We start from the raw sequence: 14,206 nt of genomic DNA on the forward strand, positions 1-14,206 counted from the left end.
CGGGGCCACGGCATCGCGTTCCCCGCCGTCGCGCCGCTGCCTCGCGTTTCGGCCGAGGCGGGGGCAGGCTGGGACCATGCCGGAGCTGCCCGAGGTCGAGGCCCTGCGCGAGTACCTCGACGAACACCTCGCCGGACGGGTGGTCGAGCGCGTCCTCCCGCTCGCCGTGAGCGTGCTCAAGACGTACGACCCGCCGCTGACCGCTCTCGAAGGGCAGACGGCCGGGGCCACCGCCCGCCACGGCAAGTTCCTGGCCATGCGGATCGGTGAGCTCCACCTCGTCACGCACCTGGCCCGGGCCGGCTGGCTGCGCTGGCAGGACACCCTGCCCGCGCAGCCGCCGCGTCCCGGCAAGGGGCCGCTGGCGCTGCGGGTCGTCCTGGAGGGCGGTGGCGGCTTCGACCTCACCGAGGCGGGGACCCAGAAACGGCTCGCGGTGTACGTCGTACGGGACCCCCAGGAGGTGCCCGGGATCGCCCGGCTCGGCCCCGACCCGCTCGCCGAGTCCTTCGACCGGGAGGCCTTCGCCGCCCTGCTGGCGGGGGAGCGGCGGCAGATCAAGGGCGTGCTGCGGGACCAGAGCGTCATCGCGGGCATCGGAAACGCCTACAGCGACGAGATCCTGCACCACGCGAAGATGTCGCCGTTCAAGCTGGCCGCCTCCCTCGACGAGGACCAGGTGACCCACCTCCACGCCGCCGTCCGGGACACCCTGCGCGAGGCCGTCGAGCGGACGCACGGGGTGGCGGCCGGACAGCTCAAGGCCGAGAAGAAGAGCGGGCTGCGGGTGCACGGCCGGGCCGGGGAGCCGTGTCCGGTGTGCGGGGACACCGTGCGCTCGGTGTCCTTCGCCGACTCCTCGCTCGAGTACTGCCCCACGTGCCAGACCGGCGGCAAGCCGCTGGCCGACCGGCGGCTCTCCCGCCTCCTCAAATAGCCGGGCGCTGCGTAGACTCCCACGCCATGGCCGAGGAGCAGCAGTCGCCGCCCCGGCGCGAGATCGTCACCGGAGTGCCCCGGGGCGCCCGCCGCCGACCGCCCGCGCACACCCCCGCCCGCTCGGAGATCTCCGAGCAGACCACCCTCGGCGCGACGTACGTACGGGCCCTCATGCGCAGTCAGCTGCGGGCCGGGATCGGCGCGCTGGCCGCGCTGGCGCTGCTCGTCGGGACGCTGCCGCTGGTGTTGGTGCTGCCGCTCACCGCGTCGGGGCCGCTGGTGTGGGTGGCCCTCGGCCTGGCGGTGTACCCGGTGATGTGGCTGATCGCCCGCCGCTACGTCACCCGGGCCGAACGCAACGAGGCGGATTTCACCGGGCTCGTGATGGATCCGGCCGAGGCGCCGCCGGGCCCCCGCCGACCGGAGTAGGCACCTTTCAGAACAGGTGCATCGCCAGGTGGCCCAGCGGCAGGCCGAGCTGCCAGGCCGGGGTCCACACCCGCGCGTTCTCGTCCAGTCCCGGCGGGGTGTCGGCGTGGTCGTGCCGTCCGGGGTCGAGGTTGGTGGCGAACAGTTCCGTGCGGTCCAGCCAGCGCCAGGCCGCCCGGGCCAGTTCCAGATCGGGCTCCTCGGCGCGGCCGCGCTCCCGGGCCTCCTCGCCCAGTGCGAGGAAGCGGGTGTGCACCCAGTCGCGCCAGGGGTGGCCGTACGCCGTCAGCGAGAGCCACTCGTCGAGCTGGGAGACCACCCGGATCCCGGAGAGCTCCCCGGCCGCGTCCGAGAGGTAGATGGTCAGCGCGAGCGTGTCCCGCCCCGCCCGGAACTCCAGGGTGCTGACCGGGATCAGCCGGCCCGTGCGCAGCAGTTCGTCTGCGATGTACTCGGCGTAGAGCCAAGCCATGGGCACCGCGAGCCCGCCGTCACTGGTGCCGTTCATACCCTCGGGCTGCACCGTTCCACCTTCTCCCGCGCATCGAGCGTCCCGCCGTCTGCCCTGAGCCTTCACCGAGTGGCTGACGGAGCGGGACGTGTTTACTCAACTTGAACGGTCTAATGCCTCATTCCATGCGCTTTCTGTCCGGTCCGTGGCGCTACGAGGCGGTCCCCGATCTGTTGCCGCGGTCCCCGGAGCTCAGGCGCCGAGGCCGTATCCGTACCCCTGGAGGTCCTTCCGCAGGGCGCGCAGGGCGTAGTACGTACGGGATTTGACGGTCCCGGCCGGGATCCCCAGCTCGGCGGCGGCCTCGGCCACCGACCGGTCCTGGAAGTAGACCTGCATCAGTACCTCGCGGTGCTCCTGGCCCAGGCACCCGACGGCCCGGCGGACGTCGATCGCCGTGACCGACCCGGCCACCGCGTCCTCGGGAGCGGGCGCCTGCTCCAGCCCCTCCGGGTCCACCTCCTGCGGCCGTGACAGCCGGGCCCGCCGCGCGTCGATCGCGAGCCGCCGGGCGACCGTGAACAGCCAGGGCCGCATGGACTCGTGCCCGCTCGACAGGACCTCCGGATGCTGCCAGACCCGTACGAGGGTCTCCTGTACGAGGTCCTCCGCGCGCTGGGCGTCCCCGGCGGTGAGCCCGACCAGGAAGCCGAACAGGGCCCGCCCGTGGTCGCGCTGGAGTTCGGCCAGTGCGTCGGGATCGGTACGCCGGAGGGTGGGGGAGAGCGGCACGAGGGGCTCCTTCCAGGGCGATGGAGGTCTGTCGGGAGGGCGACACATCCACCCTGACCTGCACGGAGCCCACCGGGAACCGTCAGGCCCCGGCGGTGCGCCCAAGCGCCCGCGTCATCCGGTGGGCGGCCGCGCGGGGCGGTGAACGGTCGAACGGCGCGGCGAACGGCACCGGCCGTCGGCAGAGGCCCCCCGCAGCGGCCATGGGCGGCGGTCGTCGGCCGCGGCCATCGGAGTGGGCTCGTGTCCGGCGGACGGATCCGTTCCTTGACTTATGACGTCCCGTTAGGTGGATTACCTGTGAGTCCGATAGTCGTACTAATGGGAGCTGGGATAGATGACCAAGCGCACCCGGCAGGCCGTCGCCCTCCTCTCGGCGCTGCTGCTGTCGGCGGCCGCGGGCTGTTCGGCCGCGGGGGGATCGACGCCGGCCCGCCTCGCGGACTCCGGCGGACCGGCCGCCGCCTCCACCGCCGCCGGGGCTCCCGCGGCCAAGGGCTTCACACTGGTCGCGAGCGGCGACGTGCTGCCGCACACCTCGGTCATCCAGCGGGCGGCGAACGACGCGGGCGGCGACGGGCACGACTTCAAGCCGATGTTCTCCGGGGTCAAGTCCGTGGTCTCCGGGGCCGACCTGGCCCTCTGCCACATGGAGACCATCTACGGGGAGGAGGACGGGCCCTTCTCCGGCTATCCGGCCTTCGTCTCCCCGCCGAGCGTGGCCGACGCGCTGAAGGACACCGGATACGACGGCTGCTCCACGGCCTCGAACCACACCCTGGACGACGGGGCCGACGGGCTGCGCCGCACGCTGGACCGGTTCGACAAGGTCGGTCTGAAGCACGCCGGTTCGGCCCGTACGGCGGCCGAGGCGGCCACGGTGACCACGTACACGGCGGGCTCCGCGAAGGTCGCGCACCTCGCGTACACCTACGACACCAACGGGTACCCGCTGCCGCAGGGACAGCCGTGGGCGGTCAAGCTGATGGAGCAGGACAAGATCGTCGCGGATGCGCGGGCGGCCCGGAAGGCGGGCGCCGACGTGGTCCTGGTCAGCCTCCACTGGGGCACGGAGTGGCAGACCGACCCGGACGAGAAGCAGCTCTCCCTCGGCAAGGCGCTGACCGCCTCGCAGACCGGCGGCCGCCCGGACATCGACATGATCCTGGGCACGCACGCGCACATCCCGCAGGCGTACGAGAAGGTCAACGGGACCTGGATCATCTACGGCATGGGCGACCAGGTCGCCGGCGAGATGTTCAACTATTCGGGCGCGCGGGACATGCGCGGCAACTACGGTTCGATCGGCCGCTTCACCTTCGCCCCGCCGGCCGCCGCCGGACAGCGCTGGCAGGTCACCAAGGCCCAGTTCGTGCCGCAGATGATGGACCTGTCCATCGGCCGGGTAGTCAACCTGCCCGCCGCTCTGGCCAAGGATCCCGACCAGAGTGACTACGAGACCGCCCGGGACGAGATCAGCGAGGCCGTCCTCGGCCGTGGCGCGGCCAAGGACGGCCTCACGATGGCCGAGTAGCCTGCGGGTCGTGAGCTCAGCGGGTGATCGTGGCCGCGTGCAGGCGGCCGTCACCGCCGTCGAAGTAGGCCGTGTTGTCGGTGACGGTCACCTTCGGGTCGGCGCGATCGGCCAGGTGCACCTGCCCCAATGAGCGGCCGTCCCCGGCGTCCAGGAGGTGGAGGTCTCCGGAGTCGGTACTGATGTACACGGTTCCGGCCACGACCGCGGGCGGCGCATCCCCATGGGGCAGTCGACGGCTCCACAGCACCTTGCCGGATGCGGCGTCGGCTGCGACCACTTTGCCGTACCCCCCTTCGCTCTCGTCGTTCACGCCGAGGTAGACGACACCGGCTGCCACGACCGGCTTCTGCGGTTCCGGGTAGTCGGGGAGATCGGTCCGGGTCTTCCACCGCAGGCTGCCGGTGCCGGCGTCCAGGGCGTACAAGTGGCCCTGGGCGCCGTAGTAGACGACCCGGTCGGCCAGGGTGAGCGGACTCATCCTCCCCTGGACGCCTTCGATGACCTGAACGTTCCACAGCTCCCTCCCCGTGGCGGCGTCGAGGGCGTGGACATAGGAGCCCTTCACGTCGAAGGCCCCGTAGTAGACCACCCCGTCGTCGACGGCCAGTGAGGTCTCAAACGCGGTGCCGTGGCTCCACACCAACTCGCCGGTGGCGGCATCCACCGCGTACAGGGTGCTGCCCGTGCTTCCGTTGCCGAGCTTCATGGTGTGGAAGTAGGCGATCCCACCCTCCACGAGCACGGCGGAACCCACCACCTCGTCGGGTGTGAACTCCCACAAGCGGGCGCCGGTGTCGGCGTTCACGGCGTAGACGCGGTGGCTCTCGTCGTCAGGGGATGACGAGCGGGAACCGCTGAAATAGACCCCCTGGTCGGTGACGGTCAGGGGGCCCACGCCGCCCACCGTCCGGTCGTACTTCCACCGGGTTGCGCCGGTGCCGGCGTCCAGGGCGTAGACGGTGCCGCCGCTGCCCGCGTGGACCGTTCCGTTCCTGACCACCGGTGGCGAGGTCGCGCCGTGCCCGTCGGCCCAGAGCTGCTTGAGCACCGGTGCCGCGGGCTGCTCGGCCCGGGGGGCGCCCGGTCCCCGGTCCGGGAGGAGCATCGCGGTGACGACGGCGGCGACCAGGACGGCGATGACCGCGAGCACCGCCAGAGCCCGGCCCCGTGTGAACCGTCGACTCCGCCCGCCGGCTTCGGACCCGGGCGGCGGGGGCTGATCCGCCGGTCCTGCCAGGAGCTGCGACGTCGCGAACGCGGTGGGGGGAGGACCTTCGACCGTGGCGTGTCCCGTGGGCGCGATCAGTGATTGGGCCTCCACCCGGGTGATCTCGGCCGTCACCTGCCCCGGCAGCCAGTCGACCGACGTGGACGCGCCGGCGGCCCGCGCCCTCTGCGACGCCCGGCCCAGCTCCTCCACCAGCTGCGGCACCTTGGGTCGTCGAGCCGGATCCTTGGCCAGACACCGGCCCACCACGCCGGCCAGCTCGGATGGCAGGCCGGTCAGGTCCGCTTCCCCGTGGGCCGCCCGGTAGTTGACGGCGTGGGCCGAGCCGGATCCGAACGGGCCCGACCCGGTCGCCGTGTAGGCCAGGACGGCACCGAGGGCGAACACGTCGCTTGCGGCCCCGATCTCGCGGCCCGCCAGCTGCTCGGGCGACATGAAGCCGGGGGTGCCGAGCGTCGCCCCGGTCCGGGTGAGCTTGGTGGCCTCGGCCGCCAGCGAGATGCCGAAGTCGATCACGCGAGGGCCATCCGCGGCAAGCAGGACGTTCGACGGCTTGAGATCGCGGTGCACCAGATCGGCGCCGTGCACGGCCTCCAGCGCCTCGGCCAGAGCCGCCCCCAGAGCCAGGACCGAGCTCGCCCGCCAGGGGCCGTACGCGGACACCGCTGTCGTCAGGGACATCCCCGGTACGTACTGGGTGGCCAACCACGGCGGTGTGCCCTCCGGATCGGCGTCGACCACGGCAGCGGTGAAGAACCCCGTCACTTTGCGGGCCGCCTCCACCTCGCGGACGAACCGGCGCCGGAAGACGGGATCCTCCGCGAGCTCGGCCCGCACGACCTTCACCGCCACGGCGCGGCCGCCCGGTGACCGGCCCAGATAGACGTCGCCCATCCCGCCCCGGCCCAGGCGACCGATGATGCGGTACCGCCCGACCTGCCTCGGATCTTCCGCCTCCGGCGGTTCGAACGCTCCCACCCCGCCCCCTCCCCCCACTCAGCCGGTGGCCGAGACGGCGTGCAGACGCCCGGCATCCTCGAAGTAGAGCGTGCCGCCCGCGACGGTCGCGTTCACGCCCAGGCCCTCGTCCCACAGGAATGCGCCGCTGTCGGCGTCCAGGGAGTGCACGGTGCGGCCGTACCTTCCGTTGTCGACGAACTGGACGATGCCGCCCGCGACGGACAGCAGCTCCACATCCTTCTTGCCCGGCTTGTACCGCCACAGTGGCCTTCCGGTGTCTGCGGTGAAGGCGCACACGTATCCGTCGTTCTCGAAATAGACCACGCCGTCGGCGACGATCGGATCCCCCGCCCCGCCCGCCACGGCCGGATCCCACAACTCCCCGTCGAAGCGGGCTCTCCAGGTCTCCCGGCCGGTTGCGGTGTCCACCGCGTGCAGGGTTCCGTCCTTGCTGCCGAAGTAGACGGATCCGCCCGCGACGACGGGGGACGACGTGATCTCACTGCCCGCCTTGAACTCCCACGACGTGTCGCCCGTCCCGGTGCTCACCGCGCGCAGGGTGTCGTCGTGTCGCGTGAGGTAGACGACCTTTTCGGTAATGGTCCAGGCGTCCCGCAGGGAAGCGTCGAACTTCTTCGTCCAGATCGACTGCCCGGTGGCCGACTCCAACGCGTACAGGCTCGCGGCGTGGCTCAGATAGGTTTTGCCGCCGACTCCTCTGGGCGTCGGATGAGCGCCGCCGTCCTTGATCTTCCAGAGTTCGCTTCCGCTGTCGGCCTTCAGGGCGTACACGTACTCCTTGTCACCGTAGTAGGCCATCCCGTCGGAGGCCCCCAGTACGGTGATGAAGTCACTCGGGCCGCGCCGGTTCCACAACTCCTTGCCGCTGCCGGCGGCCAGCGCCTGGACGGTGTCCTTGCCGTCGAGGTACACGACGCCGTCCACCACCATGGACAGCGTCGTGCCTTCACCCAAGGCGTAGGACCACAGTTCTCTCCTCGCCGGTGCCCGCCGGGGCGCATCGTCCCGCCCGTCGTCGCCGGGCGGGCCGCCGGAGAGGAGCGCCGTCATGGCGACGAGGGTGACGAGCCCGGCGCCCGCGAGCCCCGTCAGGATCCGCCGCCGGGTGGCTCGGCTGCCGCCTCCGGAGTCGGAGTCGGAGTCGGAAGGCGGCGGGAGCGGGGGCAGCGGTTCGTCCCGCACGCGGATGATCTCCGCGGCGACCGGCCCGGGCAGCCAGTCGGCCTCGGTGAACAGGCCGTCGGCCCCCTCAGCTTCCGACACCCGGGCCAGTTCCTCCACCAGGTGCGGCACGGTGGGCCGGCGGGCCGGATCCTTGTCCAGGCAGCGCTCGACGACGTCCGAGAGTTCGGGCGGCAGCCCGGTAAGGTCCGGGTCCAAGTGAGCCACACGGTAGTTCAGGGCATGCCCGTGACCGCTTCCGAACGGGGTGGAGCCGGTCGCCGTGTAGACCAGGATGGCGCCGAGGGCGAACACGTCGCTCGCGGCCGAGGCCGTGTCGTGCACCAGCTGCTCGGGCGAGATGAAGCCCGGCGTGCCGATCACCACCCCGCTCTCGGTGAGCTTGGTGGCCTCGGCCGCCAGCGAGATGCCGAAGTCGATCACGCGAGGGCCGTCCGCGGCCAGCAGGACGTTCGACGGCTTGAGATCGCGGTGCACCAGATCGGCGCCGTGGACGGCGTCCAGGGCCTCCGCCAGCGCTGCGCCGAGCGCCATCACCGACCGCGCCGGCCAGGCGCCGTACCCGGACACCGCCGATTCCAGGGACACCCCGGGTACGTACGTGGTGGCCAGCCACGCGGGCCTGCCTTCCGGCTCCGCGTCCACCACCGCGGCGGTGAAGACCCCGGTCACCTTGCGGGCCGCCTCCACCTCGCGGACGAACCGCTGCCGGAAGCCCGGGTCGTCTGCCAGCACGGCCCGTACGACCTTGACGGCGACCGCGCGGCCACTGGACGACAGGCCCAGGTACACCACACCCATCCCGCCCCGGCCCAGCCGCCCGACGATCCGGTACCGCCCGACCTGCCTGGGATCCCCCGCCTGTAACGGTGCGAACGCCCCCACTCCGCTGCCCCCTCCTCGCCGGACACGCCTCAGCCGTGTCTGACTGAGTTGTACACGAGACCACATGTGCGGGGCAGTTGTAGAGGAGCGTTCGTACCCGGATGGTGACGACGTCTACGGGACCACGGTCACGGGCCAGCGGCCGGCCTTGACCAGGCGGATCGCCACCGAGCCCACGATGCGGTGGCCGGCCTGTTCGGAGGCGCCGACCACCACCGCGTCCGCCGTCAGCTCCTCCGCCGCGCTCACCAGGCCCGCGTACGGGTCGCCGCGGAAGGTGTGGAACTGCCAGCGCACCTCGTAGATGCCCTTGAGGCGTTCCGCCGCCTCGCGGATGTCGGCGACGAGACCCTCTGCGATCTCCCCGGTGGTGTCGGCCACCGGCGCGCCCAGCGAGGCGCCGGCCGGCATCACCGGCTGGACGTACACCAGCGCCAGCAGTGCGTTCTGCCGCCTGGCCAGCCCCGCCGCGTAGGCCGCCGCCCGCATCGAGGACTCCGATCCGTCGACCCCGGCGAGGATCACCTTCGGGCCGTCGGTACCGCGTTCGAATCCCGTGTTCACGTGCTCAGTCACCCTCCCGAGGCTATCCGGCTCGGCGCGCGGACCGCTGCCGCCCTCCCTACAGTGCGAACCATGAGTGCCACCGTGGAGGACACGCGCGGAACCCGGAACCGCTTCCTGAACCGGGTGCCGGACGGATTCGGGGCGTTCTTCGGAGCGCTCGGTCTGCTGTGCGCTCTGCTGGCGCTCTCCCCGACGCTCCGGCGTCTGCTGCGGCACGTCGTGCGCTTCATCGACCTCATCGTCGTCCCGGTCAGCGCGAACCTCGCCTACGCCGTCTTCCTCTTCCTGCTCGCGGCGGCCCTCGGCACCCGCAAGAAGGTCGCCTGGTGGATCGTCGTCACCTATCTGGCCCTGCTGATGCTCGACGACGTGCTGGACATGGCCATCGGCGACTACTGGATCGGCGTCCCCTCCATGGCTCTCGCCGTCGCCGCCATGGCCGTGCTGATCGCCGCCCGGGACGAGTTCTACGCGGCCTCCCGGCCCGGGGCCCTGTGGCGGGCCATGATCGTGCTCGGGCTCGGCATGCTCGCCGCCGTGCTGCTGGGCTGGGGGCTCGTCGCCCTGTTCCCCGGCACCCTGCCCAAGGGCCAGTGGCTGGACTGGGCCGCCAAGCAGGTCTTCGGCGGCCTCTTCTCGGCCCGCCAGTTCGACGGCCGGCCGCCCCGTCCCCTGTACTTCCTGCTCGGCCTCTTCGGCGCCGTCGCCCTGCTGAACGCCGCCATGACCCTGTTCCGTTCCCAGCGCCTGACCGCAGCCCTGCACGGGGACGAGGAGCCCCGCATCCGCGCCCTGCTCGGCGCCTACGGCCGTAACGACTCCCTCGGCTACTTCGCCACCCGGCGCGACAAGGCCGTCGTGTTCGCCCCCAACGGCAAGGCCGCCGTCACCTACCGCGTCGAAGCCGGAGTCTGCCTCGCCAGCGGCGACCCGGTGGGCGACCCCGCCGCCTGGACCCCGGCCGTCGACGCCTGGCTGGCCGTCGCCCGCCGGTACGGCTGGCAGCCCGCCGTCATGGGCGCCTCCGAGGACGGCGCCACCGCCTACGCACGCTCCGGACTCAGCGCGCTCCAGCTCGGCGACGAGGCCATCCTCCACGTCGCCCACTTCGACCTCGACGGCCGTGACATGCGCGTCACCCGCCAGGCCGTCAACCGCGTCAAGCGCACCCGTGCCACCACCGTGATCCGGCGCCACTCCGCCCTTTCCCAGGACGAGATGCAGAGGATCGTGGAGAGCGCCGACAAATGGCGCGACACCGAGACCGAACGCGGCTTCTCCATGGCCCTCGACCGCCTCGGCGACCGGGCCGACGGGGACTGCCTGCTGGTCGAGGCCTTCGACGCCGACGGCGAGCTGATCGCCCTGCTCTCCTTCGTCCCCTGGGGCAAGGACGGCATCTCCCTGGACCTGATGCGCCGCGACCGCACCGCCCCCAACGGGATCATGGAATTCATGGTCGCCCAGCTCTGCGCCGCCGCGCCGGGCCTGGGCGTGCGCCGGATCTCCCTCAACTTCGCCGTCTTCCGCTCCGCGTTCGAGGAAGGCGGCCGGATCGGCGCCGGCCCCGTCCTCAAACTGTGGCGCAGGCTGCTGCTCTTCTTCTCCCGCTGGTGGCAGCTGGAGGCGCTGTACCGCTCGAACGTCAAATACGGCCCCGAGTGGTACCCCCGGTTCCTCTGCTACCAGGACGCCGGCTCGCTCGCCCGGGTCAGCCTCGCCTCCGGCATCGCCGAGGGCTTCGTCTCCGTACCCAGCCTGCGCACCCTGTGGGGCAACGGCCACCCCAAGGGCCTCACCAACCCCGCCACCACCGAGGGGCTGCCCTCCATCGCCTCCATGAACCTCGACGCCGTGAGGGAGGAGGGCGTGGGCGCCCCCGCCGAGCGGCTGCCCGAGCAGGTGCGCGTGCGCCACGACAAGCTGGAGCGCATCAGGGCCGCCGGCACCGACCCCTACCCCGTCGGCATCCCCGGCCGCACCCACACGGTGGCCGAGCTGCGGGCCGAACTGAAGGCCGCGCACCCCGGCCACCCGCCCGGCACCCGCTCCGGCGAACAGGCCACCCTCGCCGGACGGGTCATGCTCGTACGCGACCTCGGCGGCGTCGTCTTCGCCGTCCTGCGCGACTGGTCCGGGGACATACAGCTGATGTTCACCCGCGACGAGGCCGGGGCCGGCGTACTGGACTCCTTCACCTCCCAGGTCGACTTCGGCGACCAGGTGGTCGCGAGCGGCCAGGCGGGCACCAGCAAGTCCGGAGAACCGTCCCTCGTCGTCCGGTCCTGGGAGCTCATCGGCAAGTGCCTGCGGCCCCTCCCCGACAAGCGCAAGGGACTTGCCGACCCGGAGGCCCGCGTCCGGCGCCGCTACCTCGACCTCGTCGCGAGCCCCGAAGCGCGCGACGTCGTACGGGCCCGTTCCAACGCGGTGCAGGCCCTGCGCCAGGGGCTCCTGGAGCGCGGCTATCTGGAGGTCGAGACCCCGATGCTCCAGCAGATCCACGGCGGCGCCAACGCCCGCCCCTTCCGTACCCACATCAACGCCTACGACCTCGACCTGTACCTGCGCATCGCGCCCGAGCTGTACCTCAAGCGGCTGTGCGTCGGCGGCATGGAGAAGGTCTTCGAGATGGGCCGCACCTTCCGCAACGAAGGCGTCTCCTACAAGCACAACCCCGAGTTCACGATGCTGGAGGCCTACCAGGCCTTCGCCGACTACGACGTCATGCTCGACCTCACGCGCGAGCTGATCCAGGGCGCCGCCACCGCCGCCTTCGGCTCGCCCGTCGCGCACAAGGCGGGGCCGGACGGGAAGCTCGTCGTCCACGACATCTCGGGGTCCTGGCCGGTGAAGACTATGTACGGGGCGATCAGCGAGGCCCTCGGAGAGGAGGTCGACGCCGACACCGAGGAGCAGGTCCTGCGCCGGCTGTGCGACCGGGCGGCCGTCCCGCACGCCCCCGAGGACACCCGCGGTGACGTGGTCCTGGAGATGTACGAGCGGCTGGTGGAGGAGCGGACCCAGCTGCCCACCTTCTACAAGGACTTCCCGACCGACGTCTCGCCGCTCACCCGCCAGCACCGCGAGGACCCGCGGCTCGCCGAGCGGTGGGACCTGGTCGCCTTCGGCACGGAACTGGGCACCGCCTACTCGGAGCTGACCGACCCCGTCGAGCAGCGGCGCCGGCTCACCGCGCAGTCCCTGCTCGCGGCGGGCGGCGACCCGGAGGCGATGGAGCTCGACAACGACTTCCTGGACGCGCTGGAGTACGCGATGCCGCCGACCGGTGGTCTGGGCATCGGTGTGGACCGTCTCGTCATGTTCCTCACGGGGCTCACGATCCGCGAGACGCTCCCCTTCCCCCTGGTACGGCGCGGCTGATCGGGTGAGGGGGAGGAGGCGCGTCCGCGCCTCTCGACATCCGCGGCGATGTCGTTGATACGTAGTAATAATGAAAAATGACGAGCCGACAGTAGGGCGGCGCGCGCTCCTGCGCACCGCCGTCTTCCTCGGAGTCGCGTCCGCCGCCGGGCTGATCGACATGGGCGGCGAGACCCCTACTCCGGGCGCCGGCCCCGCGTCCGTGCCCGGACCTGCGACCATGCCCGGACCCGCGGCCGGGCCGGGGCCGCATCCCGCGGTGGGACCTCCCGGACTGAACGCCGAAGCGAGACTGGAGAAGTCCTACCGGCTGCGGCCGATGACCGCCGAGGCCCCCGTCCGCCCGCCCGTCGCGAAGCCCGCCGTACGGACGCGCCCCATCCTCGAACTCCCGCCCCACGCGGCCACGGCGAACTCGATGCTGCTCACCTTCGACGACGGGCCCGACCCCCGCTACACGCCGGGGATCCTCGACACCCTCGCCCGGTACGGGGTGCGCGCCGTGTTCTTCGTCTGCGGGGAGATGGCCGCCGAGAACCCGGGCCTGCTGCGCCGGATGGTCGCCGAGGGCCACGTCATCGGCAACCACACCTGGACCCACCCGCTCATCCCCAAGCTCAGCCGGCCCGCCCTCGTCTCCGAGATCGGCCGCACGAGTGAGGTCGTACAGAAGGCCGTGGGCGAGGCGCCCGTGTGGTTCCGGGCGCCGTACGGGGCGTGGAACCGGGCCGCCTTCGAGATCGGGGCCGAGCTCGGCATGGAGCCGCTCGCCTGGACCGTCGACACCCTGGACTGGAAGGAACCGGGGACCGCCACGATCGTCTCCCGGGTCCTGTCGGGCGCCGGGCCCGGCGTGATCGTCCTGTCGCACGACGCGGGCGGCAACCGCTCGCAGAGCGTCCAGGCGATCTCCTCGTACCTGCCCCAACTGCTCGCGCGCGGCTACCGGATGACCCTGCCGACGCTGCCGCCCCGCTGAGCGCGGTCGCTGCCCGGCGGGGCGGCAGCGCACCGCTCAGCGCGCGTCCACCATGCGGGCGAAGACGACCACGTTGCCGTCGTACCCCCGGGCCTTGGAGTAGCCGCCGCCGCAGGTGATGACCCGGAGTTCCGGATGCCCGGTGTCCCCGTAGACCCGGGCTCCGGGGAAGGACTCCTTGGAGAACACCTCCACGCCGTACACCTCGAACACGGCGGTGCGCCCGTCGTACCGCTCCACCTCGATCTGGTTCCCCGGCTTGATCGAACCCAGGCCGTAGAAGACCGCCGGGCCCTGCGCGTTGTCCACGTGGCCCACGATCACGGCCGAACCCCGCTGGCCCGGCGAAATGCCGTTGAGGTACCAGCCGGCGAGGTTCCGGTCCTGCGGCGGCGGCGCGTCGATCCAGCCCTCCGCGTCCAGGCCGACCGTCATCACCGGAGCGTCCACGTTGATCGTGGGGATCCGGATGCGCTGCACCGAGGAGTGCTCCAGTACCTCCAGGTCCGCGGGCGCCTCCGGAGGGTTCGCCGGCAGCTGGTCCGCTGTCACCGCGACGGCCGAGGCCGCGGTCGGCTGGGGTGGCCCGTCGCCGATGTCCACACCGTTTCGCACCATCGCGAGGCCGGTGAGCATGACCAGGGCGAGTACGCCCCACGGTGAGCGTTTGCGTGACTGGCCGGTCTCGTCCTCGCCCATCGTTCTCCCTTCCCGACGCGGGGGTCCCGACCCGCGTTCCTGTCCCGCCCCAGTACGCCCTACTTCACGCACGCTAAGGGTGCGTCGGCAGGACGGCGAGGGGGGAGGGGCGAACGGGTGGCGGGGCCCGGAAGGGGCCGGAAGGGGTGCGCC

The 14,206-nt window shown here is 72.0% G+C and carries 11 protein-coding genes; 5 read left to right on the forward strand and 6 right to left on the reverse strand.

The genetic code is table 11. From position 1 onward, the window contains the following. Positions 1-76 precede the first annotated feature (76 nt). Both OG737_RS27985 and OG737_RS27990 read left to right on the forward strand, forming a co-directional pair. Positions 77-937 carry a DNA-formamidopyrimidine glycosylase family protein gene (locus tag OG737_RS27985; RefSeq protein WP_328928986.1) on the forward strand — a complete coding sequence of 287 codons (861 nt, stop codon included), beginning with the start codon at positions 77-79 and terminating at the stop codon, positions 935-937. A 26-nt stretch (positions 938-963) separates the two neighbouring features. After that, the gene (locus tag OG737_RS27990; protein ID WP_405677326.1) at positions 964-1,368 is read left to right on the forward strand and encodes a hypothetical protein; all 405 of its coding nucleotides are present in this window, start codon (positions 964-966) and stop codon (positions 1,366-1,368) included. Positions 1,369-1,375: 7 nt separating this feature from the next. Here OG737_RS27990 and OG737_RS27995 read toward each other — a convergent pair whose 3' ends face one another. Both OG737_RS27995 and OG737_RS28000 read right to left on the reverse strand, forming a co-directional pair. After that, positions 1,376-1,876, reverse strand: a complete 501-nt coding sequence (locus OG737_RS27995) for a hypothetical protein (RefSeq protein WP_328928988.1) — start codon at positions 1,874-1,876, stop codon at positions 1,376-1,378. A 195-nt stretch (positions 1,877-2,071) separates the two neighbouring features. Then, positions 2,072-2,611, reverse strand: a complete 540-nt coding sequence (locus OG737_RS28000) for a sigma-70 family RNA polymerase sigma factor (protein WP_405677324.1) — start codon at positions 2,609-2,611, stop codon at positions 2,072-2,074. A gap of 337 nt (positions 2,612-2,948) precedes the next feature. On the opposite strand from OG737_RS28000, the gene OG737_RS28005 reads away from it, so the two are divergent. Beyond that, positions 2,949-4,145 carry a CapA family protein gene (locus tag OG737_RS28005; RefSeq protein WP_405677322.1) on the forward strand — a complete coding sequence of 399 codons (1,197 nt, stop codon included), beginning with the start codon at positions 2,949-2,951 and terminating at the stop codon, positions 4,143-4,145. 16 nt (positions 4,146-4,161) lie between these two features. Here the strand turns inward: OG737_RS28005 and OG737_RS28010 are convergent, their stop codons facing one another. The 3 genes from OG737_RS28010 to OG737_RS28020 form a co-directional block, all read right to left on the reverse strand. Beyond that, positions 4,162-6,354, reverse strand: a complete 2,193-nt coding sequence (locus OG737_RS28010) for a PQQ-binding-like beta-propeller repeat protein (RefSeq protein WP_405922118.1) — start codon at positions 6,352-6,354, stop codon at positions 4,162-4,164. Positions 6,355-6,372: 18 nt separating this feature from the next. Then, a complete protein-coding gene (locus tag OG737_RS28015) occupies positions 6,373-8,424 on the reverse strand; it encodes a protein kinase domain-containing protein (RefSeq protein ID WP_405677318.1) in 2,052 nt (683 codons plus the stop codon). Positions 8,425-8,538: 114 nt separating this feature from the next. Next, positions 8,539-9,000, reverse strand: a complete 462-nt coding sequence (locus OG737_RS28020) for a universal stress protein (RefSeq protein WP_405677316.1) — start codon at positions 8,998-9,000, stop codon at positions 8,539-8,541. A 60-nt stretch (positions 9,001-9,060) separates the two neighbouring features. Between OG737_RS28020 and lysX the strand changes: the two genes are divergently transcribed. Further along, positions 9,061-12,375, forward strand: a complete 3,315-nt coding sequence (gene lysX / locus OG737_RS28025) for a bifunctional lysylphosphatidylglycerol synthetase/lysine--tRNA ligase LysX (RefSeq protein WP_405677314.1) — start codon at positions 9,061-9,063, stop codon at positions 12,373-12,375. A gap of 70 nt (positions 12,376-12,445) precedes the next feature. Further along, positions 12,446-13,354: a polysaccharide deacetylase family protein gene (locus OG737_RS28030; protein ID WP_328928995.1), complete on the forward strand. Its 909-nt coding sequence runs from the start codon at positions 12,446-12,448 to the stop codon at positions 13,352-13,354. Between the two features lie 36 nt (positions 13,355-13,390). On the opposite strand, the gene OG737_RS28035 is transcribed toward OG737_RS28030, so the two are convergent. Further along, entirely contained in the window at positions 13,391-14,053 is a 663-nt protein-coding gene (locus tag OG737_RS28035) for a class F sortase (protein ID WP_328928996.1), read from the reverse strand. Positions 14,054-14,206: the final 153 nt, after the last annotated feature.

This window comes from Streptomyces sp. NBC_00122 (assembly GCF_045160845.1).
In the GTDB taxonomy this organism is placed as follows: domain Bacteria; phylum Actinomycetota; class Actinomycetes; order Streptomycetales; family Streptomycetaceae; genus Streptomyces.

Coding starts and splice junctions, on each gene's coding strand:
- OG737_RS27985 (WP_328928986.1), top strand. CDS start 77: ATGCCGGAGCTGCCCGAGGTCGAGGCCCTGCGCGAGTACCTCGACGAA.
- OG737_RS27990 (WP_405677326.1), top strand. CDS start 964: ATGGCCGAGGAGCAGCAGTCGCCGCCCCGGCGCGAGATCGTCACCGGA.
- OG737_RS27995 (WP_328928988.1), bottom strand. CDS start 1,876: ATGAACGGCACCAGTGACGGCGGGCTCGCGGTGCCCATGGCTTGGCTC.
- OG737_RS28005 (WP_405677322.1), top strand. CDS start 2,949: ATGACCAAGCGCACCCGGCAGGCCGTCGCCCTCCTCTCGGCGCTGCTG.
- lysX (WP_405677314.1), top strand. CDS start 9,061: ATGAGTGCCACCGTGGAGGACACGCGCGGAACCCGGAACCGCTTCCTG.
- OG737_RS28030 (WP_328928995.1), top strand. CDS start 12,446: ATGAAAAATGACGAGCCGACAGTAGGGCGGCGCGCGCTCCTGCGCACC.
- OG737_RS28035 (WP_328928996.1), bottom strand. CDS start 14,053: ATGGGCGAGGACGAGACCGGCCAGTCACGCAAACGCTCACCGTGGGGC.